Source organism: Alteromonas sp. 14N.309.X.WAT.G.H12 (assembly GCF_036697315.1).
GTDB lineage: Bacteria > Pseudomonadota > Gammaproteobacteria > Enterobacterales > Alteromonadaceae > Alteromonas.
Genome location: NZ_JBAHZB010000040.1, coordinates 1 through 22,409 on the forward strand (window position 1 = coordinate 1; position 22,409 = coordinate 22,409).

Consider the following 22,409-nt stretch of genomic DNA (forward strand, 5'->3'; position numbering starts at 1 on the left):
CGCCAAGCCAGGTCATTAAATAGAAACGGAAATAGGTGGCCATGCTGGCGATTGCTGTAATCACCAACACGAAGATCACGGCGCGGTTAAGCATGTCGGCATTATCGTTGATAAACCCTTTATCAACGGCCATTTTAATGCCTTGTCCCAACACTAGCCAGGAGCCCGCCGCAACCAATAGTGCCCCAATGGCGCCTATTACTTGCCATGGATAATTTGCTAATAATGAACGCACCCAACGCAGGACGTCGCGGGTGGCTATGTTCGGGGACTCAGATTCTAACGACATGCAGTAAAATTGCCTTTTAATTTAAAGATTACATTACCTATATCTTACGGCAGATAGGCAAATTGGTTTGCCAGATGAGACCATTTCAATAGTGAATCGGATCAAAGCCGCTAGGCGCACAAAATACCGCTTATTCGGTAATCAAACCTTGCTTTTCTTATTCTTATGCGTATAATTCCGCGGCCTCCTAACTGGCACCTGTTTTTAGTGTGTTTAAGTCGGGGGGTTAAGTTAACAGTAACGCTACAACGAGTTTGAGGCACTTATGGTTACTATTCGTTTACAGCGTGGTGGCGCGAAAAAGCGTCCATTTTATCAAGTAGTGGTTGCTGACAGCAGCCGTGCAAGAAACGGTCGTTTCATTGAAAACATCGGTTTCTTCAACCCAACAGCACAAGGTCAGGCAGAACGTCTGCGTTTAGATCTTGAGCGTGTTGAATACTGGGTTGGTGTTGGTGCGAGCTTATCTGAGCGCGTAACTACCCTGGTAAAAGAAGCTAAAAAAACGGCAGCGTAAGCTGTCCATAATTCTGGTAGGTATAGATGAGTCAAGCGTCTGACAAAGTGATTATTGGCAAAATCGGTGCTCCTTACGGGGTGAAAGGTTGGGTCAAGATCAACAGCTATACCGATATGCCGGAAGGTATTTTCGACTATTCACCCTGGCAACTCGGTGATGGCAAGGAATACCAAATCGATCAATGGCGCCCGCAGGGTAAAAACCTGGTTGCGAAAATTGAAGGTATTGAGAGTCGAGATGACGCTGAGCGCATCAAGAATCTGGATGTTTCTATTGACGAAGACCAGTTGCCTGAACTTGAAGAAGGCGAATTTTACTGGCGGGAGCTCACTGGCATGCAGGTGGTAACTACGCAAGGTTACGATTTGGGTGCGGTGAAAGATGTATTCAACACAGGTGCAAATGACGTTTTGCAGGTCCGCGCCAAGGTGAATGATGCATTTGGTCAAAAGGAAAGATTAATACCGTATGAGATGGATTCTGTCATCATATCGGTAGACAAAGAAGGCGCTGTGATTACGGTAGATTGGGATCCGGGATTCTAAAGTGACCGCGGATAAATGGTTCGGCATTATCAGTTTGTTTCCTGATATGTTCGCACCCTTCATGCATCAAGGTGTGGTGGGGCGAGCAGTTAAGTCAGGCATTCTTAATGTTGAGATATTTAACCCACGTGATTACACGCACGATCGTCATCGTACTGTAGATGATCGCCCTTATGGCGGTGGTCCGGGTATGTTGATGATGGTAAAACCTTTAACAGACGCCATTGCCGCAGCGAAACAAGCTGGCGGTGAACATGCAAAAGTGATTTACCTGTCACCACAGGGGAAAAAGCTTGACCAGGCAGGGGTGAAACACCTTGCCGAAAATGACCGTATGATATTTATCTGCGGTCGTTATGAAGGAATTGATGAGCGCGTTATCGAGTCTCATGTTGACGAAGAATGGTCAGTAGGAGATTACGTATTAAGCGGAGGAGAATTACCTGCGCTGGTGCTCATGGATGCAGTTGCTCGATTGGTACCTGGTGTACTTGGTCACACAGCGTCTGCTATCGAAGATTCCTTTTCCGATGGACTACTGGATTGCCCGCATTATACGCGGCCAGAAGTGCTCGAAGGTAAAGCGGTTCCTTCTGTGTTGTTAAGTGGTGATCACGAAAAAATCAGACAGTGGCGGCTTATGCAATCGCTAGGTAGAACCTGGCAGCGTCGCCCTGAGTTATTAAACCACCTAGCTCTGACTGAGGAGCAAGTGCGATTATTGGAATATTTCAAGTCGAACTTGCAGCAAGATGACAGTTAACTAGGACGAGAGGATATGATGAGCAAAGTCAGTCAAGATATCATCAAAAAAATTGAGCAAGCACAGCTTAAATCTGATGTTCCTGAGTTCGGCCCAGGTGACACAGTAGTTGTTAAAGTTCGCGTTACCGAAGGTGACAAAGAACGTCTTCAGGCCTATGAAGGTGTTGTTATCGCTAAGCGTAACCGTGGTCTTCACTCGTCTTTTACCGTTCGTAAAATTTCTAGCGGCGAAGGCGTTGAGCGTGTTTTCCAAACACACAGCCCGGCAATTTCTTCTATTGAAGTGAAACGTCGCGGTGCGGTTCGTCGTGCTAAGCTTTACTATCTGCGTGAGCGTTCAGGTAAATCTGCACGTATCAAAGAAAAGCTTAACTAAGATCACTAATCCTTGCGTTATTGTTAACTTCGAAAAGACCCGCTTTAAGCGGGTTTTTTTGTGCCTGTGTCATCGTCTTTCCTATATTCCCATTAGTCAAAGCTTAATGAAAATGGTTACTATTTAAATTACTGTTGTATTCCATTATACTACGTCAACTTTTTTAGGATTGATTCATTTGTAGTTGGAACCGTAATGATAAACAAAAGACTTTTTGCCCTTTCTCCCTTAGTACTGGCAATGCACGTCCATGCCCAGAATGTAGAGTCAGACACTGATAAGACAGAGACGGCGGATCCTGATGATATTGAAGTGATACGCATTGTTGAAAGTCGTATTCAACGAGTCAGTTCCGGTGCAACAGGTTTAGGGTTAGATAGTTTTGATACCCCGCAATCGCTGTCAATTATTGAACAGGACACCATTTCCAACTACAACCTAAGCGATATTAATAGCTTGTTTAAACAAGTGACAGGCATCAATATCGATCAAACAGAAACGGATCGTACGTACTTCAATGCTCGAGGCTTTGATATCACCAGTATGCATGTGGACGGCTCTGGCATTCCCTTCGGCGATATTTTCGTAGGAGATCTGGATACTGCCATCTACGATAAAGTGGAATTTATCCGCGGTTCCAATGGCTTGATTACCGGACTGGGTAATCCTTCCGGAACGGTTAACTATGTGCGTAAACGCCCCACTAATGATACCGAAGCCAGTGTGGATTTTACTTTGGGGCGTTGGGCAAACATGCGTACGGTTGCTGATGTTTCTACGCCTTTAACGGATTCAGGTAGTTGGGCCGCCCGAGCGGTGGTGGTACATCAAGAGAAAGAAAGCTGGTTAAATTTGTATGAGAACGACCGCACAGTACTTTACGGAGTTATAGACGGGCAGCTCAGTGATGATGTGACCTTGACCTTTGGTTATACCTATCAAGACAACAACAGTGACGGCGTCACCTGGGGCGCGGTGCCACTGATTTATTCAGACGGTACGCTGTTATCAGCAGACACCTCCACCACCACGGCCATGGACTGGACATATTGGGATACGTTAAACAAAAACGCATTTGCCGAGCTTAGCTGGTACATCACCGACGATTTAAACTACACCTCAAAACTCAATTATATTCGCTATGAAGATGACTCTGAGCTGTTTTATACCTATTCCTATTCGGGGGTGGGCGTAGATAGCGAAACTCAGCTTGGCTTGTACGGCTACCCGGGTAAATTTACCAGTGATGATAAAACCTTGATTTGGGATAACACATTGCAGGGCTCTTTTGAAGCTTGGGGCCGTGAACATACCTTTAACCTTGGTGTGAGTTTGGCCGATTCCGATACCAGCGATTATGACTATGGGGCACTCAGCGGCTTTGATGCCATGCCCGCCATGCTTAGCTGGACGGGTACGGAAGTGAGCCGCCCTGAGTGGGACGACCCCTATCAAGCGGGTTACACCGACGTCACGCTCAATCGTTTTTATGGCGCCGTTCAGCTAGCTGTTACCGATAATCTGGATTTTGTACTTGGAGCCAGTTTCGTAGATTACGAAAACGAAGGTGAGTCTTGGGATGTATCGACTTCCACAACAGAAAATGGCAGCAGTCCGTACATTGGTTTTACCTGGGAAGCCATAGAAGATCTTAACATCTACGGTAGCTACAGTGATATCTATCAGCCTCAGTACTATTTGGATGAAGATTTACAGCCGTTAGGCTCTGCGGAAGGGCGAAGCTATGAACTGGGTGTGAAAAAGCTTTTTGCGGATAACTTCTTGCTTAGCGTGGCAGTGTTTAGAACCGAGCAAGAAAACCTGTATGAGTTCGTTGGATACGGTGATGGCGATGGCGTTGACGACGATGATTACTCCGATGACTTTGATTATGCCTTGTATCGCGGTGTCTCTGTGGAGTCAAACGGTGTCGAGGTAGAAGTCTCCGGTAACCTGACCCGGGAAATATCCGTGCAAGGTGGCTTTACGGCATTAACCATGGACGATGAAGACGGAGATGAAGCCCGTACATTTATTCCTCGTCGAACCCTTAAGTTATTTGCTGACTATTCGCCACAATGGCAAGAGAAGCTCAATATGGGCGTTTCCTTACGCTGGCAAAGTGAAACCTATTTAGATACTGATTATGGCCGAATTACTCAGGATAGTTATGCGCTGATTGGGGGATATGTGAATTACGCCTTTAACGACAAAATCTCTTTTAGCCTGAATTTAGATAACATCACCAATGAAAAATACTATAGTTCAGTGCGCACGGATCAAAGCTTCTATGGCTCACCCACTAACTACAGTTTGACAATGCGTTGGGATTACTAATTTTAGGTAGATAAAGGTTCGTCTCCTTAAGAGGGAAGAGATATTGCTACCGGCTTCTTGTTTTATACCCCCTTGGCCGGTAGCATCTCATTTTCCTTACTATCAAATCTAAAAGGTTAGGTCTTTTCCTTGATTTTTTGTTCTAGGGTAGCAATTTCACTTTGACGCCCCTCATCGGCGAGGGGACGGTTTTCCCGAGGTGGTGCTATTTTAGCTTTATGAAGAAACTTAGCCGCGTCTGCATAGTCCTTTTTATCAAACAGAAACTCTGCATAAAAGTAATTCGGGTCAATGCCATGGGGATTAACCTCAAGCGCACGTGTTAGCAATTGTGCGGCTTTTTTATCATCACCAAAGCTTATCGGCCAGCCCGGTAATTTGTGATAGAGCACACCTAAGCTCGTCAGTGCCGAACCCGCCAATGCATTCTCGTCAATGCGTATGGCCTGTTCAAAGCTTTTACGTGCAGCCTTAGCATATTTAAGCGCGCTTAATCCGCCTATTGCCCCTGCGGTACTCGACTGAATAATGCCTTGCCAGATAAGCAATTCGGGGTTGTTCGGATCTTTTAATACGGCTGATTTAGCTTGTTTAAGTAACGTTTTAAATGCCGTTTCTTTATCTTCGACGCCATAATTAATTTGTGCCCACCGCTGTTGTAATTGCAATAAGGCGGGTGTTTTCCCATCGAAGGTTACCGTAGGCATTGTTGACTCTGGTGTACTGCTATCTGTTACTTGTGCTGCCTGTGCGTTGACTAAGTGAAATACCAGTAAAGCAGAGAGTATTAAGAGACGTTTCATAGGGAGGATCCTTTTTTCCGTTCACTATTTAGCTGCACGCTGGAGTGATGTCCAATTTGATCATGTTGCGTGCTTGAGTGATGAGTAAATGTGTGTTTTTTAATTGTGCCCAATTGCTTAGCTAGTGCTTTATCTACTAGGGAAGGAAATAGGGCATTGAGTTTCGTAAAAAATCGCTCAGCTACCCCTAGTTCTCGTCGCGACACATTATTGGTTAATAGGGTAATGAGTGCATCGGCCACGATTTCAGGGCTATCAACGGTGTTTTTTAGTGCCTTATTCATTGCGTTTACACGACTATCATTGATGGCCGTATTGGTGGCGCGTGGCGCTAAATAGTGAAAATTTACGTTCGTATCGAAGTTTTCGCGGATCATGGCTTCCGTCCAACCTTTAATACCAAATTTTGTCGCGCAATAGACGCCGTGTGCGGCAAAGCCAATGCCACCAAATGCAGAGCCCACGTTCACTACATGGGCCTGGGGCATTGTGCAAAGTAGTGGCATCATTTCCTGAGTTAATAGCATGGGGGCGGTGAGGTTAGTATTTATGATGTTAGGGATGGCCGCTTCGCTAAATTCGCCGACTTGGGTAATCCCTGCATTATTAATGAGTATGCTGATAGGCAGGCGCTCACAGACATGACAGATTTTTTTGCGCCCAGAGGCGGCGGTAATATCTGCTTGTACAACCTTATGGGAATGATTTAGCAGGGCGTTTAGTTGGTGAAGCCTTTCCTCATTTCGCCCGGTTAATATCAATTGCACCCCCTTTTTATCGAGGGCCTTTGCCATTGCAAAGCCTATGCCTCCGCTGGCACCTGTAAGTAGAACTACCTGATTTTCCCATTTTATCGCCATATTAAGCCACCTCGCTAAGGCCATGATGGGGCGATAAATCGTAAAAAATGTTGCCATATAATCGATAGAACATGTTGGCGCTATGAATGATCATGGCTTGTTCTTTAGGATCGACAATCTTGTCCATTAGTCCTTGGAAGAAAACGATATGGTCTTGATCGAGTGCGCCATGGGAAGTGAGGTAGCTAAATGCTTGTGGCGGCAACGCCAACTTTTGCCCAATCTGTTTCGCAGCGTTGTCAGCAAGGGCAATACTGGTACCCTCAAGCACAAAAACCATTCCAAAAAAATAGAGTGGATTTTTTCGTGCGATGGCATCAAATGCATAGGCGACCATTAGCTCTGTAGCGTATGAAGGCTGGCTCCTACGGACTTTGTTCTTTTCTATATTGCATGCACTTAGATCATTAAGGATCCATTCCTGATGTCCCATTTCTTCTTCGATATATTCGCCGATGGCTTCTCGCAACCATTCTTTTTCGTCGTCGAGTTTTGCGCCGGTGGCCATAAGAAGGGGCACCGTGTATTTCACGTGGTGATAGGCTTGCTGCAAGAAGGCGATATAGTCATCAAGGGTAATGTCGCCGTGAAAACAGCGCCGAATAATAGGGGCATCAAGCAGATATTCTCTGGCGGTTTGGGTTTGCTGTTGTAATTGATTGTAAAAACTCATCGTGATTCTCCAGTAACGGAATATTCTTTGGCATAAAGGTCGGCAATTTGGGCATGATAAAAAGAAAGGGTGTGGGAACGTTTTATTTTTCCCGTTTCTGTGAGCAGCCCGTTTTCAGTGGTGCAAGGGGGGATCACAGTGAACCCCTGAATGTGAGCGTAATCAGGTAGCTGGGTATTGACCCGGGCAATGGCGGTGCGGATTTCTTCTGTTGTCATAGAGGATGTCCGCGGACATATCAATGCCACACAGTAAGGCTTGGCTTCACAATAGACGAGTACTTGATGAAAGCTTCCTACGGCGAGTAAAGCTGACTCTACCCACTCAGGGGAAACATTGCGGCCAAAACTATTAACCATGATATTTTTCTTCCGGCCATGTAGCCAAAGCACGTCATTTTTTATTACACCGAGATCACCGGTTCTAAGCTCCGTTGGGTAAAAAGAGTCAGGTTCATTTAAATAGCCAAGAAAGTGATTGCCCGAAATAACAATTTCTCCCTCTTCTATGCGCAATTGATTGTGTCCCATGGCTTTCCCCGCACTGCCTTGCAAATTGCTCTTAGGCGTATTTAACGTGGCAACTGATACGGCTTCAGATAGGCCGTAGCCTTCATAGACGGGTAACCCAAAACGGTGTGCCTGTTGGAGTAAACTTGGGGCAACGTGGGCACCACCTACCGCGATAAACAAAAGGGACGGGGGAGGCTGCCAACCAGTTTGGCAGGCATGTAACAGCACCATGAGTAGGTCGGGCACAAGGATCAGGGAATTAGCCGTACTGCTTGCTATACATCCAAGTAATGACTGAGGGTTAACGAGTTTACTGCCTTCAAACCCCCGTTCTTTTAAGCTGGGGAGTTGAATGGTTGCCCCTCGCAATAAGGGCACATAAATACCCGCAATATTCTCAAGTAGGGTAGAAAAGGGCAGAACACTTAAGTGGATTTTGGCTTCAGGGGTGATGGTTTCATTTATCCCTTTAGCCACCTGCCATTGGGACTGTGTCGACAAGCAAGCCCCTTTGGGCGTGCCGGTAGAGCCAGAGGTAAAGGTTATTTTGTGTGTGCCTTTGGGTATTTGTACGGCCAGTGTGGGCCGCAGGGCAATGGCAACAATGTTGTCGTACGGGGTTGGCCTATACTCTGTGTTGCTGACGTTGGCGGCGTTGATGGGCGACGTTAGTAAGTAATCGCATTGACTCTCTTTAAGGATATGTTGCTTTTGTGCTTGGCTAAAAAAAGTGGGAATTGGCACACAGCAAATATTGGCCTGCTGGCAAGCAAGATCACAAATGATCCATTCAGGGCTGTTGTCAAAAGCAATGGCAACACGGCTTGTTTGTTGCGCCTCTAGCCATTGGGTAAGGCTTGTTACCGCAGTTTTTAGCTCGCCATAAGTTAAGGACGTGTTCCTAGTGACGAGGGCAAGGGTACTGTCATCAGTGTTGGTATTAAGCCACATAAGAATCCATTTCCTTGTTGGAAGAAGCCAGTGCCGGGGTATTTTGTGACACATGGTGAAGGCGTGGGCATGTGGCGATTCGATGCTCGATGTCTGTGAGCAGAAGAGTGCACACTTTAGGCTGGGTATGGTAGTAGCGTCCCCAGTTGTCTTTTGTTGTTACTAAACGCTGAGGATCGGCCTGTGCTAGTGCAATGAGATTTAGCCCAGCCCCTGTAAAGAGTTGTTGTAGTTGTGTTGTGGCACTAAATATGAGGCATTGGGTACCCCTTTTTTTGAGAACAAAATAAAGCGAGAGCAATAAAGATAAGGTATACCGAGGTGCACGACTAAATAAGTTACCAATTTCCGTAATCTGTTCACGGCAAAAGGCCATGCCCTGTACCTTTAGTAAGCTTTCTATGGGTAAATCAAGGTATTGTTCAACAAAGAATGGGGTGGGGTTTTTGTACTGGGGATCCACGCCATGACGTATGCCTAAGGCCGCATTAAATGTTTGTTTTTTTATGGCAAATAGCACAGGCATAAATTGGCTAATACGAGCGCCGTAATGGTTAAAATAGCCATGGGTGATAAACCCTTCGATATCCTGCCTGAGTGAATGGGTTTCACTGGCCACCAACAAGGTAGCTGCGTTTTCTTGAACAGGCGGTAACTGATAGGCCGGGTATGTTGTCATTGTGTACTCACCATTAAATTCATAGGGCGAGTATGACCTGACAACCTTAAGAGAACCTTAACATCTCGATAAGCTTAGCAAAGAAACAATATTTGGCGGGGTTAGAACTCATATTCTAAGGACATGCGCAGTGTGTGATCTTTACTGTCCCCATTTAATCCTGTGATAAAACCTAACTCCCATTTTAATTGCTCTTGTCTGTCGAAACGCTTTATCCCCATAAAAGCAGGACCTATGCCAATATAATCTTCGGCGATGTATAGTTCGACGGCAGGCTGTAATTCGGGGATCCAGCGATAGCGAAATTTGGCTTTAAATTCACTTTCCCATTCATTAGGCACGGTTTGTCCCCATTCGTACACGATATTTACGTTGGTGGTAAGGCTGTACTGGCCGAATTCTTTTTCAGTGAGTAAGCCCGCTTTTGCTTCCCAGTCATCGGAGTCTGGTCGTTTTTCTATTTCAAACAGGGTTCCCCAATCTGCCCAGTATTTGCCTTGTTCAGTCATCATCCAACGTAACTCAAGTTCGTAGCCTGACACACCAAAGTCATCATTTTCATCTCGAGATCCTACAATGTAAGCTTCTAAAACGACGTATTCTGACAGTGCATGGCCAAAGGAGAAGCGCTGCAAAAGTACATTGCCCTCATCATTCTGGCGGGAAGTGAGGCGCCACTCAAATTCCCTTTCAAAAGGTAATACGTAGGGGTGATATACTTTATCGACGATGAAGTTGTCCGCTTGTAGGAATGATGAAAATAATAAAAGTGATGACAAACAAATCGTTAATAGGGGCTTCATGAGGCCTCCTTGTCAATAGCGTAGACAGTTGATGCGGTAAAACGACGTATTAAATAGGGGGTTACTAAAGCGATAAAGAAAACGCAAAGATAGCTTACAGAAGGTGTTGCTTCGTATCCTAGTAATGCATTGAGCAAGTGGCCATATTCACTTTCGTCACTAACCAGTTGAGTTGTGCTCCAGGCTTGATGTGGCGTTGGTAATATATCTATTTGCTCCAATAGGGTGGCAATACCTGCAGTTTGTGCTGCCACAAACCATGTGGTGATATGGAATGTCAACTTATGCTTCAGCAGAGTTGAAAGGAATATGTGAAGTAAAATCGCAATACTAGTACTGATACCCAAACCGAGAATACTGCCTATCAGTAACTTACTGTCTGTGTGGGACGATAATGCTGAGAAAAAATACACCATAAAATGAAGGCTGTTGGGAATGCCTATACCCAGCAGAAGTAAGTTGAGCCCCCAATGTTCTGAATGAAGTTGATCATTTGAGACCCGAGCTATGGCGCATATTCCAATCCAAGCTCCAATAAAGAAAGCGACTTTCAGTAATTCAAATCCAGTGCCTTCGGCGAGTTGAGAAATATGGCTAAGGTAACTGTAAATGGCAAGTGCAACGGTAAAGGTTACAGCCACACGCAGTAGTAGCGGTTTAACCGTTATGCCAGGCATGGCGAGTAAAAGGCTTATTAATAACCCGATGGGGAGCATGTCTCTTAGAAACAGTACGACGGTATTAATTAGCATCGTTTATTCCCTTGGTAGGTTTTACAATGACGTTTCCCACCGCGCTATTGGGGTGAAATTCACCAAAAAAGGGGTAGTTACCGGGTTTAAGTGGTCCGATGTATACCGAGCCTTGACTGTTGCCAAAAATAACTTTTTCTCTATTGAGAGAAAAGCTATCAATTTCTTCTGGTGTAGGATCATGGTTAATAAAATTGAGTTTTACTTTTTGCTCAGCGGGCACAGTCACTTCCCGGGGAAAAAAAAGATGATCCCTGATATTTATGGTGATTTCTGTCATCCCAAACACCGCTCGTGTTAAGAACGTAAAGATCAGAAAAAGATAAATTTGTGCAAGTCTACTGTGTGTTTTCATGGACAAAGGTAATGTTCACTGCTAATCCACCCAGTGGGGATTTGTTTAAGCTTATCTCTCCATCGTGTAATGCCACTATTTGCGAAACAATGGCGAGCCCCAAACCGCTGCCTGTGGTATTGCCGGTATTTTTTGCCCGTTGAAAACGACCAAGTACTCTTTCTTTCTCGATGTCGGCAATGCCAGGCCCCGAATCATCCACACAAAGTCTTGTGAATTGTTCATTGGTGATGATTGAAACGATTATTTGCGCGCCATCCGGAGAGTAATTACTGGCATTTGCAATTAAATTTTGCAGCAAAGTGTAGATGGTGAAGTGAGAACTTTTTAGCCTGGTATCCTGTCCTTCTAATGAAATTTCCTGGTGTTTTTTCTCGATTTGGTTGTAAAGGTCGCTAATGACCTCTTGTGCCACATGGTATAGGTTAACGTCTGTCATTTGCTCGGCAAAAGTATCCGGGCTGGTGCGACTCAATAGCAAAAATTGATTCACTGTATGGATCATACGATCCGTATCCGCTTGTAAAGGCGAGAGCAAATACCCTTTTTCTTCTAGGGCGTTGGCAACATTGTGAATGCTTATTTTCATTACACTTAGCGGTGTGCGCAATTCATGGGCAGCATTTGAGGCAAATTGTTGCTCTCGTTCAAAGGCCAAATGCAGTCGCTTAAATAAGGAATTTAAGGTTGCCATTACTGGCTTTAGCTCGTTGGGTGTTTGTTTAAGTTGTATATGAGAAAGATCTTGTCGATTCCTCTTGGCCAACTGTAAGGATAGTTTTTTGAGTGGCGCTAACCCCCAGGTAATGCCAAAAAAAAGTACGGATGCAAGGATGGGCACACTAATAATAAACGGATAGATGGCTGCCGTGGTAAGAGCATCGGTTATGGTGAAACGATCCTCTTGTGGTTGAGCAATCATGTACCAGGTGCCGTCAGTGTTGCCTCGATAGGTATAAACCCGCCAGCGTTTTTCCAAAAAATTCTTTTCGGTAAAACCGGTTTTTAAGTCGGCGATAGGGTGCACATACTCGGGTGATGAGGTGTTGATTAATGTGTTGTTCTTCCAGACTTGAAAGAAAAGCCGACTATGCTCGGTTGAGGCAGCCTCGCCATGAACAGATGCAATGGCTTGGGTTAATTCTATTAGCTCGTCATCCAGCAATTTGTTTGATAATGCTAATGTCGCACGATAGCCATGAAGGGCAGCGCTAAAGATAACCAGAACTAAAGAACTCACTAGGGTAAGGGTGAGAAAGCGGCGAATAGAAAGCAAGTTACTGCCCATTGTTATGAATGCAATAACCCACGCCACGGACGGTTTTTATAAAATTATCCGGTAGTTTTTTTCTTAGGTTACTAATATGCACTTCTATTGTGTTACTGGCCACTTCTTCTCCCCATTCATAAAGCTTGCTTTCAAGTTGATGTTTGCTTAGTACACGACCTGAGTTTTCTAACAATGCTTTTAACAGCATAAGTTCCCGACGAGACAAATGCAGAGGGTGATCATTAAGAGTTACATTGTTAAACGTAGTATCAAAGGCGACCCCATGTATTTTGATAATACTGTTGGATGCGGTATTCACGCGTCTTTCTAAGACCCGCAATCGTGCAAGCAGCTCATCCATGTCAAAAGGCTTAGCCAAATAATCATCTGCACCTGCATCGAGGCCCGAAATTTTGTCGGAGGTTTTATCTCTTGCCGTTAAAATTAAAACCGGAATGAAATTGTTTTTTTGTCTGATATGAGCAAGCACTTTACGCCCGTCAATATCGGGCAGACCAAGATCAAGAATAACCAAGTCATTTAGGTTTGAAGTAATGGCACTAAGGGCACTTTTGCCATCGTAAACGCAATCCACAACATAGTTTGCATGCCTCAAGGATTGGGATAATGCAGCAGAAAGCGGACCATCATCTTCCACTAGCAACACTCTCATTGGTGCTCTTCAGTATAGTTAAGTGGGAATCAAAATAGCATCTTAACCTTAAGGTAATCTTAAGGAAATACAAATGTAAATTTAGTTTAAATCTGGCTGCTCAGAAATGATGGAGGTGAAACGAAAGAAGGAAAGCTACTCGGGTAAGATAATGACATGATATGGTAAAATTCATCAAAGATAGCCAGCTATACCAAAAAGAGCATGCATACACAGACACCGGATTGGGAAAATAACCCCGCATTCAAGCAAATGATAAGTGCTCAATGGTACTGCACTCAAGACCCTCAACTAAAAGCGTTACGGACCACCGCTAAGCGGCGTTGCTATGCGTTAAACAATTCAGCTAGCGATGATAAGGCTCTGTTATCTTCTCTACTGCCCCAGGTATCGGATGTAAAACTTGGTGAGCACTTTCATTGCGACTACGGTTTTCAAATTATTTGTCATGGCTTCTTTACTGCTGGCGATTTTTTGACCATCCTTGATGGGGCGACGGTGAAAATCGGGCAGGGATGTAAAATCGGGAACGGGGTGGTGATCAGTACGGTTAGCCATCACGAATCGCCGACAAAACGTTTCGAAGGATGGCAGCAAGCTTTTCCTGTCGTGATTGGCGATAACGTAACTATAGGAAATGGCGCGACTATTTTACCTGGCGCACGTATTTCTGATAATCAGGTTATTCCTGATGGCACGGTTGTATCCTCCAATCGCTTTTATCAATCGCTGGGATAGAGGCATGAATTGGAAAAAAATGCATTTCTTTGTTGCGCCCTTTATCAAAAATTGATAAAAAGTCAACGAGTTCAACTGATAAAAATAATTTCAGTGTGTACATAAAAGTTTACATGGGTAGGCGGACATAAATGCTTACTCTTCCTGTTGTATGAATGCCGTCGCAGGCCGGCCTTCTGATTTTGTAAAAAAAGAGAATTTCATGATCAAGGACACCGTTAATAACGTTCATGTCAGTGCCGAAAAAGTATTGATAACCCCCGATGACCTGGCAAAAGAGTTGCCCGTTTCCGAGAAAGCCCTAGCGGCGATTTCAGAATCACGAAAGGTCATCTCTGACATCATTCATGGGCGCGACCACCGTCTGCTGGTTGTGTGTGGCCCCTGTTCCATCCACGATATCGATGCGGCCAAAGATTATGCGCTGCGATTAAAAGAATTACATGAGTCCTGTAAAGATACACTGTTTATTGTTATGCGGGTGTATTTTGAAAAACCGCGTACTACGACAGGGTGGAAAGGGTTAATCAACGATCCTCATCTTGATGGCACCTTCGACATTGAAACCGGCTTACGTAAAGCCCGTGAGTTGCTGATTTGGTTAGCCGAGCTGGAGATCCCCGTGGCGACCGAAGCACTGGATCCTATCAGCCCTCAGTATCTTGCCGAACTGTTCAGCTGGAGTGCTATTGGTGCCAGAACATCCGAATCCCAGACCCACCGTGAAATGGCCAGTGGCCTTTCTATGCCTGTAGGCTTTAAAAACGGCACGGATGGTAGCCTGGATATCGCCATTAATGCCTTAAAATCCGCGGCCTCTGGTCACAGTTTTATGGGTATCAATAAACAAGGTCAGGTGGCTGTGATCACCACCAGCGGTAACCCAGATGGACATATCATCTTACGGGGTGGTAAACAGCCTAATTATGATTCGGTCTGCGTTTCTGAATGTGAAGTGGATCTAGAAAAAGCTGGGCTTACTGCCGGTTTGGTAGTGGATTGTAGTCATGCTAATTCCAGCAAAGATTATCGCAGACAGCCGCTGGTTGCACAGAATGTCGTTAACCAGATCCTAGAGGGTAATCAGTCCATCATTGGTGTAATGCTGGAAAGTCACATTAATGCGGGCAATCAAAAAGCGGAAGGGAAAACGCCGGAAGAGTTGGACTACGGTATTTCAATCACAGACGGTTGTATCGACTGGGCAACAACAGAATCTTTGATTACACAAACCAGAGATAAATTAATTACTGTGTTACCATTACGTCAAAATAAACGTACCGCTGTTGCCTGATTAAACAGCGATTTTTAGAGTCGCACTATGACGGATCATTCCAAACGCCTGAGTGAACTTCGGGCAAATATTGACGAGCTCGATTCCGAGCTCGTTTCTATTCTGGCGCGTCGCGCCAAATTAACCACCCAAGTTGGACAGATTAAATCCCAAACGGGAATGCCAGTTTATGTGCCTGAACGGGAGCGAGAGCTTATCGCGTCTCGGCGAGATGAGGCAGAGAAAGCGGGGGTTTCCCCGGAACTCACCGAAGATTTATTGCGTCGGATCATGCGTGAATCTTACCATACCCAAAATAACCGCTATCGTTGTATCAATCCTGACATTGAGCAGGTGGTGATTATTGGTGGTGCCGGTGCACTGGGTAAGGTTTTCGTGAGCCTGTTTCAAAAGTCGGGTTACCCTGTGGCGGTAATCGAAAAAGATGACTGGGACAAGGCAGAAACCGATGCCATTTTGGCGCGGGCAGATCTAGTGGTGGTGGCGGTGCCTATTACCCTTACTGAGTCGGTGATCGCAACCTTAAATCATTTACCCGAGGACTGCGTGCTTGCCGATATTACCAGTGTTAAGGTAAAACCTTTACAAGCCATGCTGACACATCATAAAGGCCCTGTGGTTGGACTTCACCCTATGTTTGGTCCTGATGCCCCCGGTATGATTAAACAAGTTGTGGTGGTGTGTGACGGGCGAGGGCAGAGCCATTATCAGTGGCTGGTAGAACAAATGCGTACCTGGGGCGCGACCATTCATCACAGTAGCGCCGAAGAACATGACAGTGCCATGGCCTTTATACAGGTGATGCGACATTTCAACACCTTTGTTTATGGTGCCCACTTGCAAAGTGAGGGGCCGGATCTCGATACCTTGACGGTGTTTAGCTCACCCATTTACCGCTTGGAACTGGCAATGGTAGGGCGCTTGTTCGCCCAGTCTCCCCAGTTATATGCCGATATTATCTTTAACAACCCAGATAATTTTGCCCTTCTAAGGCGCTTTCATACCCGTTTTGGCGAAGCGTTATCCTTACTTGAAAATAACGATAAAGACGGTTTTATTCGCGCTTTTGATAGCATTGGTAAATGGTTTGGTGATTACGCCAAAAAATGTCTGGTGGATAGCAAGCAATTGTTATTAAAGGCAGATGACGGTGAAATGCTGAGAAAACCTTAATCGGGAAATACAGTAAATATGGACACTTTTGCAATCATTTATGTCGGCCAATGATGAACGGATAATGAAAGCAAAAGTGTCGAATGTCGCTATTCGTTTTCAGCTAGGGCGTTAGCGGCAGCCACTTTGGTGGGGCTCACTTCTTCGCTTGGATAACAACCCAGTACCTGAAAATGGCGGGTAATCTTCTTCAAACTTTCAATGGCAGTTTGAACCGGTCCATCGGCCAGGTTACCTTCAAAGTCGATATAGAACATTTCTTCCCATGGATTGCCGGGAATAGGACGGGATTCTAATTTTGTCATGTTCAGTTTGTTATCTTTTAATACGGTAAGGGCTTCTACCAAGGCGCCGGGTTTTTGCACCGTAGACATGATCACCGTTGTTTTTGCTGGTACCTGAAGAGGCACTTTTACCGGGGTTCGAGAAACCACAAAAAAGCGACTGTGGTTTTCTTTTTGATTGGCCAAGTTTGATTTAATTGCCATTAAACCATAAAGGTTGCCACCGGCTTCGCTACCAATGGCGGCTACGTCATCCCGCTGAAGTTCACTTACTGTCAGCATGGCAGAGGATGTGCTATCCATGGTTTTGACTTCCACATTGCCTAATTCGGCAAGAAAATGGCTGCACTGGGCGAACACTTGAGGGTGGGCATACAAGGTTTTGATATTAGCCAAATTGGTTTCTTTAGCCACCAATAAGCTGTGTCGAATAGGGTGGGTCAGTTCACCAATAATACTCAATTGGGTATGCTGCAACTGGTCGTAGACTTCATTGATACTGCCGGAACTGGTGTTTTCAATGGGCAGCACGGCATAGTCAGCTTCACTTTTCTCGACTTTTTGTACGATTTCCGCAAAGCTTTGACATCCAATTTCCATTAATTCGCCGGGACGGCGAGAGAAATATTTTTGTGTGGCCAGATAACTGTACGAGCCTTTATCGCCAAGAAATGCGACGCGATTAAGGGGTAATGTGCTACCGGGATTGGCACGTTGTGCCAGCATGGCTTGCTGATTTAGCACACTGTCTTCAATGATAACGTGGAAGATCTGAGTCACATAGTGAGGATCTAAACCGGCTTTTTTGCCTTCTTTAATAAGACGAACAAGCAATTGCTCTTCCCGTTTTACATCCCGTACTGGAATATGATGACGAATTTTTGTTTCGGCGACTTCATTGGTAAGTTGGCGTCGTTCAGCTAGCAAGGTTAGCAGCTGGCTGTCCAGCTCAGTGATACGGTTTCTGATAGCACCTAAAGCGGTTTCTGACATAGTTTTACACTCATAATCATGGCAAAAAAAAACCTCCCAAGGGGAGGTTTGTACACACAAGGCATCCTCCCTCAATTGAAGGTGATAAAACCAAAAAAGAATGCAAACGTGTGATGGATATTCATTTTCATACACAGACTTTAAGGCGCTGCCCGGCGGGTGTCAATGCTTTTTTACAGGCAGCGTAAACATTTTTGTGTAAATGTATTCAACACTGCCAGGTTATATGCTAGGCCCTATTCGCCCAATAAGGCCGCGAGCATTGCTCTGACTTCCGTTGGCTCGAAGGGTTTGTCGCACAGGGCATTCACACCGGTTTGTTGAATATTTGCCATATGCACGCTATCTGCCGATTCTGACGTGACCATAATAATGGGGATATGCGCGGTGTCAGGGTTAAAGCGAATATATTCAGAGAGCTCCCGCCCATCCATTTCCGGCATGTTGTAATCGGTCACTACTAAATCAAAGGGGGCATCCTTGATGTAGGTGAGTGCCATGGCGCCGTTTTCTGCTTCAGTAATTTTTTTCAGCCCCATGGATTCAAGCACCCGACGAATATGGTTGCGGGCCAGTCGACTGTCATCCACGAGAAGTACCCGGACTTCACGCACGTCGAATAGTTCTAACTCAAGTTCATCGTGATTGATAAGGTCGACACTGGCAATCAGTGCCCGGTTTAAATGCAACGGTGTAAAAGGTTTGGGTAAGATAGCCGCCACCCCGGCTTGCTTGAATTCTTCCAGTTTGCTGATGCTGGTTTCACTGGACACCAGCATAAAAGGGATGGATGCATACTGGGTTTGTTCTTTGATAAATTCAAGTAATTCTATTGCAGTGCCATCTTCAAAGTACATGGCACTGACAATAAGGTCGGCACCATGGGATGTAATGGCTTTTTTAGCGTCGGCAATTGTGCTCGCAGACTCAATCTCTTTGACATCCTCATTAAGCAACAAATTCGTGATTATCTTTCTTTGCGTCTCTGAAGGCTCGACCAGTACGATGTGCAAGTCAGAGATTGATAACTTTTCCATTTTGGCTTTCTCACGTAAAACTTTACAAATAAACTCTACAATTCAGTGTAGTCAAGGATCCTGTTAACCACCGGCGAGTTTAACGGTAAAGTCTTTTTGTTGCAGTAAGGCTTTGAGTTTTTCTCTATCTTCGGTTTGTACTTCTATTAAGCCTTCTTTCACAGCACCACCACAACCACACTTTTTTTTCAGTTCTGTACACAGTGTTTTGAGGGCTTTGGCGTCCATATTAAGACCATGGATCACCGACACGCCTTTTCCTTTACGGCCCTTGGTTTCACGGTGAATACGCACGATGCCGTCATTTGAAACCGAGCGAGTTTCAGCGGTATTTTTCTGACTGATACGTCCACCGTCGGAACTGTAAACTAACTTTGAATCTTGCATAGGCGCTTTGAAGTCTCCTGAGTAAATCGGGTTTTAAGATGAAAATCCTGCTATCTGGTGGTGATTATGACAAAAGTCAGGGCTGTTCTAATAGAGGAAGTAGGGAAAAAATGACAAAAAAACATTTAAATGGTCATTTTATCTTTTATTCTTGTGGGGTTTATCTCATCAGAGCAAACGTTTGTTGTTAAATGGCGTATAAACACTTGTCTTGTTTAGGGGAAGAGATCATGCTCAAATCTGTTTTAGAATTATTTCGCAATAAAACCACGACTCAGGAGGATCCCCGTTCTCTGGAACTGGCAACGGCGGCCTTAGCGAGTGAGATTATACGCGCTGACCGGGAAACGGATCCAAGAGAAATTGCCGCCTACAGAACCCTTTTGACTAAGCACTTTTCATTAACTGAAGACGAACTAAAACTTCTGATGGATGAAGGAAGGGATAAGGCTGAACAAGCCGTTGACTTCGTTCAGTTTACCCAAGTGATCAATCAAAAGTGTAATAATGATGAAAAGCACGCTATTCTACTGGGATTATGGGAAGTGGCATATGCTGATGAGTCTATAGCGCCCATTGAGGAGCATATGATTCGTCGTATTGCCGACTTGTTGCACATATCACACAGCCAGTTTATCAAGGCCAAGCTAGCCGTTATTGAATAGCCGCCGAACCTGCCATTAGGGCGAGATCCACTGGTCTTAACAATGTAGAAGGTTTGTTTTGTTTAGATCCATGAAGCTGCCCCTGGCGCTGAGTGTAGCCGGAGCCATTGCCGTATCTATCGTTGTCATCTTTTTGTTGACGATGAAAGAGCATGAAGATCAGGTGGTTGCCTTACATACTGAACAGATTCGGGCACTTAGTGAGCTTATTTCAGAACATCTTGTGGTTGCGATGGCAACGGATTCATATCAAAACGCGGACATTGAAAGCGAAATCAGAATGTTGGCGGCCAATAAGAATCTGTTGTGTGGTCATGTGCTGGACGGTCGAAAGCAAATACTTGCCAATGCTTTTTTTCAGGCAGATGTGTCATCATTCCTTTCTGCTCATACCTTAGAATCGTTTTTAAAATTACCTACGGGAATTTATGAACGACAAGGCAAGTTGATTGCGGTGGACGATATCGGCGACCCCGCGTTAGGTCTTGGCAGTGTGGTGTTAATCAGTGATCTAGCGTTGTATGTCGAAACCAGTCGTGGGGCAATGTTAAAACATATTTTACCCTATGTGATTGGGATTACGCTGCTGGCAATCATTGCCACTATCTGCCTTTTAAGCCGTTTTTTAAGACCCCTGCAAACCTTAAGTCTGTTTACCCAGCAAATTGGCCAGTCAAAAGACTACACTTTACGTTTTCGCAATAAATATAAATATGAAATAGGGGAATTGGGTAAACGAATTAATAGCTTCCTTGACACCATCGAAGTGGAACTCACCATCAATCAGGAACAGAATGCCACCTTAGTTGAACAGCAACAAACCATGATGCGATTGGCAAACTATGACAGTTTAACTGGGTTACCCAATCGTCAGTTTGTGGTTGATAACCTGCGATTAGAATTAGCGCGAGTTCGACGAACCGATGATGATTTAGCCTTGGTCTTTTTTGATTTGGATGGCTTTAAAGGAATTAATGACTCCCTTGGCCATGAAACCGGTGATCTTATTCTCATCGAAGTGGCTGACCGAGTCGTTAATTTGCTACGGGAAGGGGATTTGGTCGCCCGCCTTGGCGGTGATGAATTTCTTGTTATTCCTGATCGGGAAGTGTCGGCAACCAGCCTAAATAATTTGGCATCCCGATTGGTGCAAGCCTTTTCTGAACCCTTTATGTTGCGAGGATTGGCGTTAAAAGTTGGGGTGAGTGTGGGCATTGCCAAAGCCAGTGACGCCGATTATGAACTAAGCCAACTGATGAGTAATGCCGATCTGGCTATGTATCGCTCCAAAGCCAAAGGACGAGGTACCTATACCTTGTTTACGGTGGATATGGTGGAATCCTATAAACGGAAAATGTCCATTGCCAACAGTATCGACAGTGCCATCCGTAGCGATGAATTTTTGGTTTACTATCAGCCCAAAATTGATCGAAACGGTAAAATCATTGGTTTGGAAGCCTTGTTGCGTTGGCAGCACCCTGAATTTGGCCTCGTGATGCCCAGTGAATTCATTCCTATTGCTGAGCAAGGTGGCAAAATTTCAGCCATTACCCAATGGATGTTAGAGCGGGTTTGCATGGAACTACCCGATCTGCAAATGCTTCTTGAACACAAATTTAAAATCGCGGTGAATCTTTCCGGTCATGATTTACGTCATACGGCATTGTTTGACGATATTTATGAATTGTTCGAACGGTATCAGGTTAACCCGGATTATTTTGAGTTTGAAGTCACCGAATCGGCCTACCTACAAAATTTCGCCATTGCGGATAAATTTTTTAAACGTTTGACAAACCTTGGTTGCACCGTCGCCTTAGATGATTTTGGCACCGGCTATTCCTCGTTAAGTTATCTTACCCGCATTACCATCGACACGTTAAAGATAGATCGCCAGTTTATTCGTGAAATAGAATCTTCAGAACGTTCCCGATTGGTTACCTGCACGATTATTGATTTGGCCAAACGGTTATCCCTTACGGTTTGTGCCGAAGGCATTGAGCAAAGCAGTCAATGGCAATACTTAAATGATCATGGCTGTGATCACGTACAGGGCTTTTTATTCAGCAAACCCATTCCGTTGGCGGAATTGCTATACATTTCTCAGGATTTCAGCGAACTATTACACCCTCCATTAGCCGATGGCGACGAAAAAGATGCCTAGTAGTCTCTTTTTATTGTCGGTAATTAGATACAAGTGAACGACTTGCTTTGTTGCCTAAATCCTTAAGTAATTGAAATATATGGATTATAAAATTTGGCATTAGTTGTGCTTTGTGTGCTTTGAATACCGTGAGCTAACACCATTCATACAGACAAACGCATTATGATTGCCTGTGGCTCATGCTTTACAGAACACAGGAGCTATCATAATGAAACCCGTCGAAAACGCTTTTTATATGTTGCTAACCATCACGGCCATTCAGGTTGGTACCATGATGCCTGCTTATGCCGATGAGTCGTTGCTTGCCAGTTTGGATGATGACATGGATGGCTATATTTCTTTAAAAGAAGCGGTAGCGGATACTCGTTTATTACGTATCTTCAGTCGAATTGATAAAAATGGCGATGGCATGCTTAGCGCCGAAGAACTGGAAAAAAGCGACTATTCTGAAATAATTACGATGAATCAGTAGAATAACCATATTTTTATTGACGGTACGGGATAATTAGTACCG

General features: G+C 44.8%; 24 protein-coding genes and 1 pseudogene. 11 read left to right on the forward strand and 14 right to left on the reverse strand.

Translation table 11 applies throughout. The annotated features are described in order from the left end of the window. A pseudogene (locus V5298_RS11610) lies at positions 1-289 on the reverse strand (ABC transporter permease); the annotation flags it as partial. A gap of 265 nt (positions 290-554) precedes the next feature. On the opposite strand from V5298_RS11610, the gene rpsP reads away from it, so the two are divergent. From rpsP to V5298_RS11635, 5 genes are all read left to right on the forward strand, one after another. Continuing rightward, positions 555-806 (forward strand): 30S ribosomal protein S16, encoded by a 252-nt coding sequence (gene rpsP / locus V5298_RS11615; RefSeq protein ID WP_332931612.1) that lies wholly within the window; start codon positions 555-557, stop codon positions 804-806. Positions 807-832: 26 nt separating this feature from the next. Next, the gene (gene rimM, locus V5298_RS11620; RefSeq protein WP_332931613.1) at positions 833-1,354 is read left to right on the forward strand and encodes a ribosome maturation factor RimM; all 522 of its coding nucleotides are present in this window, start codon (positions 833-835) and stop codon (positions 1,352-1,354) included. A 1-nt stretch (position 1,355) separates the two neighbouring features. After that, positions 1,356-2,117 carry a tRNA (guanosine(37)-N1)-methyltransferase TrmD gene (trmD, locus tag V5298_RS11625; RefSeq protein WP_332931614.1) on the forward strand — a complete coding sequence of 254 codons (762 nt, stop codon included), beginning with the start codon at positions 1,356-1,358 and terminating at the stop codon, positions 2,115-2,117. Between the two features lie 18 nt (positions 2,118-2,135). Continuing rightward, positions 2,136-2,495 (forward strand): 50S ribosomal protein L19, encoded by a 360-nt coding sequence (gene rplS / locus V5298_RS11630; RefSeq protein WP_332931645.1) that lies wholly within the window; start codon positions 2,136-2,138, stop codon positions 2,493-2,495. A gap of 195 nt (positions 2,496-2,690) precedes the next feature. Further along, a complete protein-coding gene (locus tag V5298_RS11635) occupies positions 2,691-4,832 on the forward strand; it encodes a TonB-dependent siderophore receptor (RefSeq protein WP_332931615.1) in 2,142 nt (713 codons plus the stop codon). 116 nt (positions 4,833-4,948) lie between these two features. On the opposite strand, the gene V5298_RS11640 is transcribed toward V5298_RS11635, so the two are convergent. The 10 genes from V5298_RS11640 to V5298_RS11685 form a co-directional block, all read right to left on the reverse strand. Then, positions 4,949-5,635, reverse strand: a complete 687-nt coding sequence (locus tag V5298_RS11640; RefSeq protein ID WP_332931616.1) for a tetratricopeptide repeat protein — start codon at positions 5,633-5,635, stop codon at positions 4,949-4,951. Next, on the reverse strand, positions 5,632-6,495 hold the full coding sequence (locus V5298_RS11645) for an SDR family oxidoreductase (protein ID WP_332931617.1): 864 nt from the start codon (positions 6,493-6,495) through the stop codon (positions 5,632-5,634). The genes V5298_RS11640 and V5298_RS11645 overlap by 4 nt, the downstream gene beginning before the upstream one ends. Position 6,496: 1 nt before the next feature. Then, positions 6,497-7,168: an iron-containing redox enzyme family protein gene (locus tag V5298_RS11650; protein ID WP_332931618.1), complete on the reverse strand. Its 672-nt coding sequence runs from the start codon at positions 7,166-7,168 to the stop codon at positions 6,497-6,499. Further along, on the reverse strand, positions 7,165-8,631 hold the full coding sequence (locus tag V5298_RS11655) for an AMP-binding protein (protein ID WP_332931619.1): 1,467 nt from the start codon (positions 8,629-8,631) through the stop codon (positions 7,165-7,167). The genes V5298_RS11650 and V5298_RS11655 overlap by 4 nt, the downstream gene beginning before the upstream one ends. Further along, complete coding sequence (locus V5298_RS11660; RefSeq protein WP_332931620.1) at positions 8,621-9,310, reverse strand: thermostable hemolysin; 690 nt, start codon at positions 9,308-9,310, stop codon at positions 8,621-8,623. Before V5298_RS11660 ends, V5298_RS11655 begins: the two co-directional genes overlap by 11 nt. A gap of 101 nt (positions 9,311-9,411) precedes the next feature. Continuing rightward, positions 9,412-10,113, reverse strand: a complete 702-nt coding sequence (locus V5298_RS11665; RefSeq protein ID WP_332931621.1) for a hypothetical protein — start codon at positions 10,111-10,113, stop codon at positions 9,412-9,414. Continuing rightward, positions 10,110-10,865, reverse strand: coding sequence for an FTR1 family iron permease (locus tag V5298_RS11670; RefSeq protein ID WP_332931622.1), 756 nt, complete (start codon positions 10,863-10,865; stop codon positions 10,110-10,112). Before V5298_RS11670 ends, V5298_RS11665 begins: the two co-directional genes overlap by 4 nt. Next, complete coding sequence (locus V5298_RS11675) at positions 10,855-11,220, reverse strand: cupredoxin domain-containing protein (protein WP_332931623.1); 366 nt, start codon at positions 11,218-11,220, stop codon at positions 10,855-10,857. The genes V5298_RS11670 and V5298_RS11675 overlap by 11 nt, the downstream gene beginning before the upstream one ends. Next, positions 11,204-12,508, reverse strand: a complete 1,305-nt coding sequence (locus V5298_RS11680; protein WP_332931624.1) for a sensor histidine kinase — start codon at positions 12,506-12,508, stop codon at positions 11,204-11,206. The genes V5298_RS11675 and V5298_RS11680 overlap by 17 nt, the downstream gene beginning before the upstream one ends. Beyond that, positions 12,498-13,163: a response regulator transcription factor gene (locus V5298_RS11685; protein WP_332931625.1), complete on the reverse strand. Its 666-nt coding sequence runs from the start codon at positions 13,161-13,163 to the stop codon at positions 12,498-12,500. The genes V5298_RS11680 and V5298_RS11685 overlap by 11 nt, the downstream gene beginning before the upstream one ends. Positions 13,164-13,367: 204 nt before the next feature. Here V5298_RS11685 and V5298_RS11690 point away from each other — a divergent pair, with 204 nt between their 5' ends. The 3 genes from V5298_RS11690 (at position 13,368) to tyrA (ending at position 16,368) form a co-directional block, all read left to right on the forward strand. Continuing rightward, complete coding sequence (locus V5298_RS11690; protein WP_332931626.1) at positions 13,368-13,901, forward strand: maltose acetyltransferase domain-containing protein; 534 nt, start codon at positions 13,368-13,370, stop codon at positions 13,899-13,901. Positions 13,902-14,103: 202 nt separating this feature from the next. Then, complete coding sequence (locus V5298_RS11695; RefSeq protein WP_332931627.1) at positions 14,104-15,195, forward strand: 3-deoxy-7-phosphoheptulonate synthase; 1,092 nt, start codon at positions 14,104-14,106, stop codon at positions 15,193-15,195. 27 nt (positions 15,196-15,222) lie between these two features. Further along, on the forward strand, positions 15,223-16,368 hold the full coding sequence (tyrA, locus tag V5298_RS11700) for a bifunctional chorismate mutase/prephenate dehydrogenase (RefSeq protein ID WP_332931628.1): 1,146 nt from the start codon (positions 15,223-15,225) through the stop codon (positions 16,366-16,368). A gap of 89 nt (positions 16,369-16,457) precedes the next feature. Here the strand turns inward: tyrA and pheA are convergent, their stop codons facing one another. The 3 genes from pheA to yciH all read right to left on the reverse strand — a co-directional run bounded on the left by pheA (position 16,458) and on the right by yciH (position 19,069). Next, the gene (gene pheA, locus V5298_RS11705; protein WP_332931629.1) at positions 16,458-17,645 is read right to left on the reverse strand and encodes a prephenate dehydratase; all 1,188 of its coding nucleotides are present in this window, start codon (positions 17,643-17,645) and stop codon (positions 16,458-16,460) included. Positions 17,646-17,881: 236 nt separating this feature from the next. Then, positions 17,882-18,682: a response regulator gene (locus tag V5298_RS11710; RefSeq protein ID WP_332931630.1), complete on the reverse strand. Its 801-nt coding sequence runs from the start codon at positions 18,680-18,682 to the stop codon at positions 17,882-17,884. Positions 18,683-18,745: 63 nt separating this feature from the next. Next, a complete protein-coding gene (gene yciH, locus V5298_RS11715) occupies positions 18,746-19,069 on the reverse strand; it encodes a stress response translation initiation inhibitor YciH (RefSeq protein ID WP_332931631.1) in 324 nt (107 codons plus the stop codon). A 230-nt stretch (positions 19,070-19,299) separates the two neighbouring features. Here yciH and V5298_RS11720 point away from each other — a divergent pair, with 230 nt between their 5' ends. From V5298_RS11720 to V5298_RS11730, 3 genes are all read left to right on the forward strand, one after another. Beyond that, on the forward strand, positions 19,300-19,734 hold the full coding sequence (locus V5298_RS11720; RefSeq protein WP_332931632.1) for a TerB family tellurite resistance protein: 435 nt from the start codon (positions 19,300-19,302) through the stop codon (positions 19,732-19,734). Between the two features lie 70 nt (positions 19,735-19,804). After that, positions 19,805-21,895, forward strand: a complete 2,091-nt coding sequence (locus tag V5298_RS11725; RefSeq protein ID WP_332931633.1) for a putative bifunctional diguanylate cyclase/phosphodiesterase — start codon at positions 19,805-19,807, stop codon at positions 21,893-21,895. A 208-nt stretch (positions 21,896-22,103) separates the two neighbouring features. Further along, positions 22,104-22,367, forward strand: a complete 264-nt coding sequence (locus tag V5298_RS11730) for a calcium-binding protein (protein ID WP_332931634.1) — start codon at positions 22,104-22,106, stop codon at positions 22,365-22,367. The last annotated feature ends 42 nt before the right edge of the window (positions 22,368-22,409 follow it).

Excerpts from the sequence above, each read along its gene's own strand:
- rpsP (WP_332931612.1), top strand. The coding sequence starts at position 555 with ATGGTTACTATTCGTTTACAGCGTGGTGGCGCGAAAAAGCGTCCATTT.
- rimM (WP_332931613.1), top strand. The coding sequence starts at position 833 with ATGAGTCAAGCGTCTGACAAAGTGATTATTGGCAAAATCGGTGCTCCT.
- rplS (WP_332931645.1), top strand. The coding sequence starts at position 2,136 with ATGAGCAAAGTCAGTCAAGATATCATCAAAAAAATTGAGCAAGCACAG.
- V5298_RS11635 (WP_332931615.1), top strand. The coding sequence starts at position 2,691 with ATGATAAACAAAAGACTTTTTGCCCTTTCTCCCTTAGTACTGGCAATG.
- V5298_RS11640 (WP_332931616.1), bottom strand. The coding sequence starts at position 5,635 with ATGAAACGTCTCTTAATACTCTCTGCTTTACTGGTATTTCACTTAGTC.
- V5298_RS11645 (WP_332931617.1), bottom strand. The coding sequence starts at position 6,495 with ATGGCGATAAAATGGGAAAATCAGGTAGTTCTACTTACAGGTGCCAGC.
- V5298_RS11650 (WP_332931618.1), bottom strand. The coding sequence starts at position 7,168 with ATGAGTTTTTACAATCAATTACAACAGCAAACCCAAACCGCCAGAGAA.
- V5298_RS11655 (WP_332931619.1), bottom strand. The coding sequence starts at position 8,631 with ATGTGGCTTAATACCAACACTGATGACAGTACCCTTGCCCTCGTCACT.
- V5298_RS11660 (WP_332931620.1), bottom strand. The coding sequence starts at position 9,310 with ATGACAACATACCCGGCCTATCAGTTACCGCCTGTTCAAGAAAACGCA.
- V5298_RS11665 (WP_332931621.1), bottom strand. The coding sequence starts at position 10,113 with ATGAAGCCCCTATTAACGATTTGTTTGTCATCACTTTTATTATTTTCA.
- V5298_RS11670 (WP_332931622.1), bottom strand. The coding sequence starts at position 10,865 with ATGCTAATTAATACCGTCGTACTGTTTCTAAGAGACATGCTCCCCATC.
- V5298_RS11675 (WP_332931623.1), bottom strand. The coding sequence starts at position 11,220 with ATGAAAACACACAGTAGACTTGCACAAATTTATCTTTTTCTGATCTTT.
- V5298_RS11680 (WP_332931624.1), bottom strand. The coding sequence starts at position 12,508 with ATGGGCAGTAACTTGCTTTCTATTCGCCGCTTTCTCACCCTTACCCTA.
- V5298_RS11685 (WP_332931625.1), bottom strand. The coding sequence starts at position 13,163 with ATGAGAGTGTTGCTAGTGGAAGATGATGGTCCGCTTTCTGCTGCATTA.
- V5298_RS11690 (WP_332931626.1), top strand. The coding sequence starts at position 13,368 with ATGCATACACAGACACCGGATTGGGAAAATAACCCCGCATTCAAGCAA.
- V5298_RS11695 (WP_332931627.1), top strand. The coding sequence starts at position 14,104 with ATGATCAAGGACACCGTTAATAACGTTCATGTCAGTGCCGAAAAAGTA.
- tyrA (WP_332931628.1), top strand. The coding sequence starts at position 15,223 with ATGACGGATCATTCCAAACGCCTGAGTGAACTTCGGGCAAATATTGAC.
- pheA (WP_332931629.1), bottom strand. The coding sequence starts at position 17,645 with ATGTCAGAAACCGCTTTAGGTGCTATCAGAAACCGTATCACTGAGCTG.
- V5298_RS11710 (WP_332931630.1), bottom strand. The coding sequence starts at position 18,682 with ATGGAAAAGTTATCAATCTCTGACTTGCACATCGTACTGGTCGAGCCT.
- yciH (WP_332931631.1), bottom strand. The coding sequence starts at position 19,069 with ATGCAAGATTCAAAGTTAGTTTACAGTTCCGACGGTGGACGTATCAGT.
- V5298_RS11720 (WP_332931632.1), top strand. The coding sequence starts at position 19,300 with ATGCTCAAATCTGTTTTAGAATTATTTCGCAATAAAACCACGACTCAG.
- V5298_RS11725 (WP_332931633.1), top strand. The coding sequence starts at position 19,805 with ATGAAGCTGCCCCTGGCGCTGAGTGTAGCCGGAGCCATTGCCGTATCT.
- V5298_RS11730 (WP_332931634.1), top strand. The coding sequence starts at position 22,104 with ATGAAACCCGTCGAAAACGCTTTTTATATGTTGCTAACCATCACGGCC.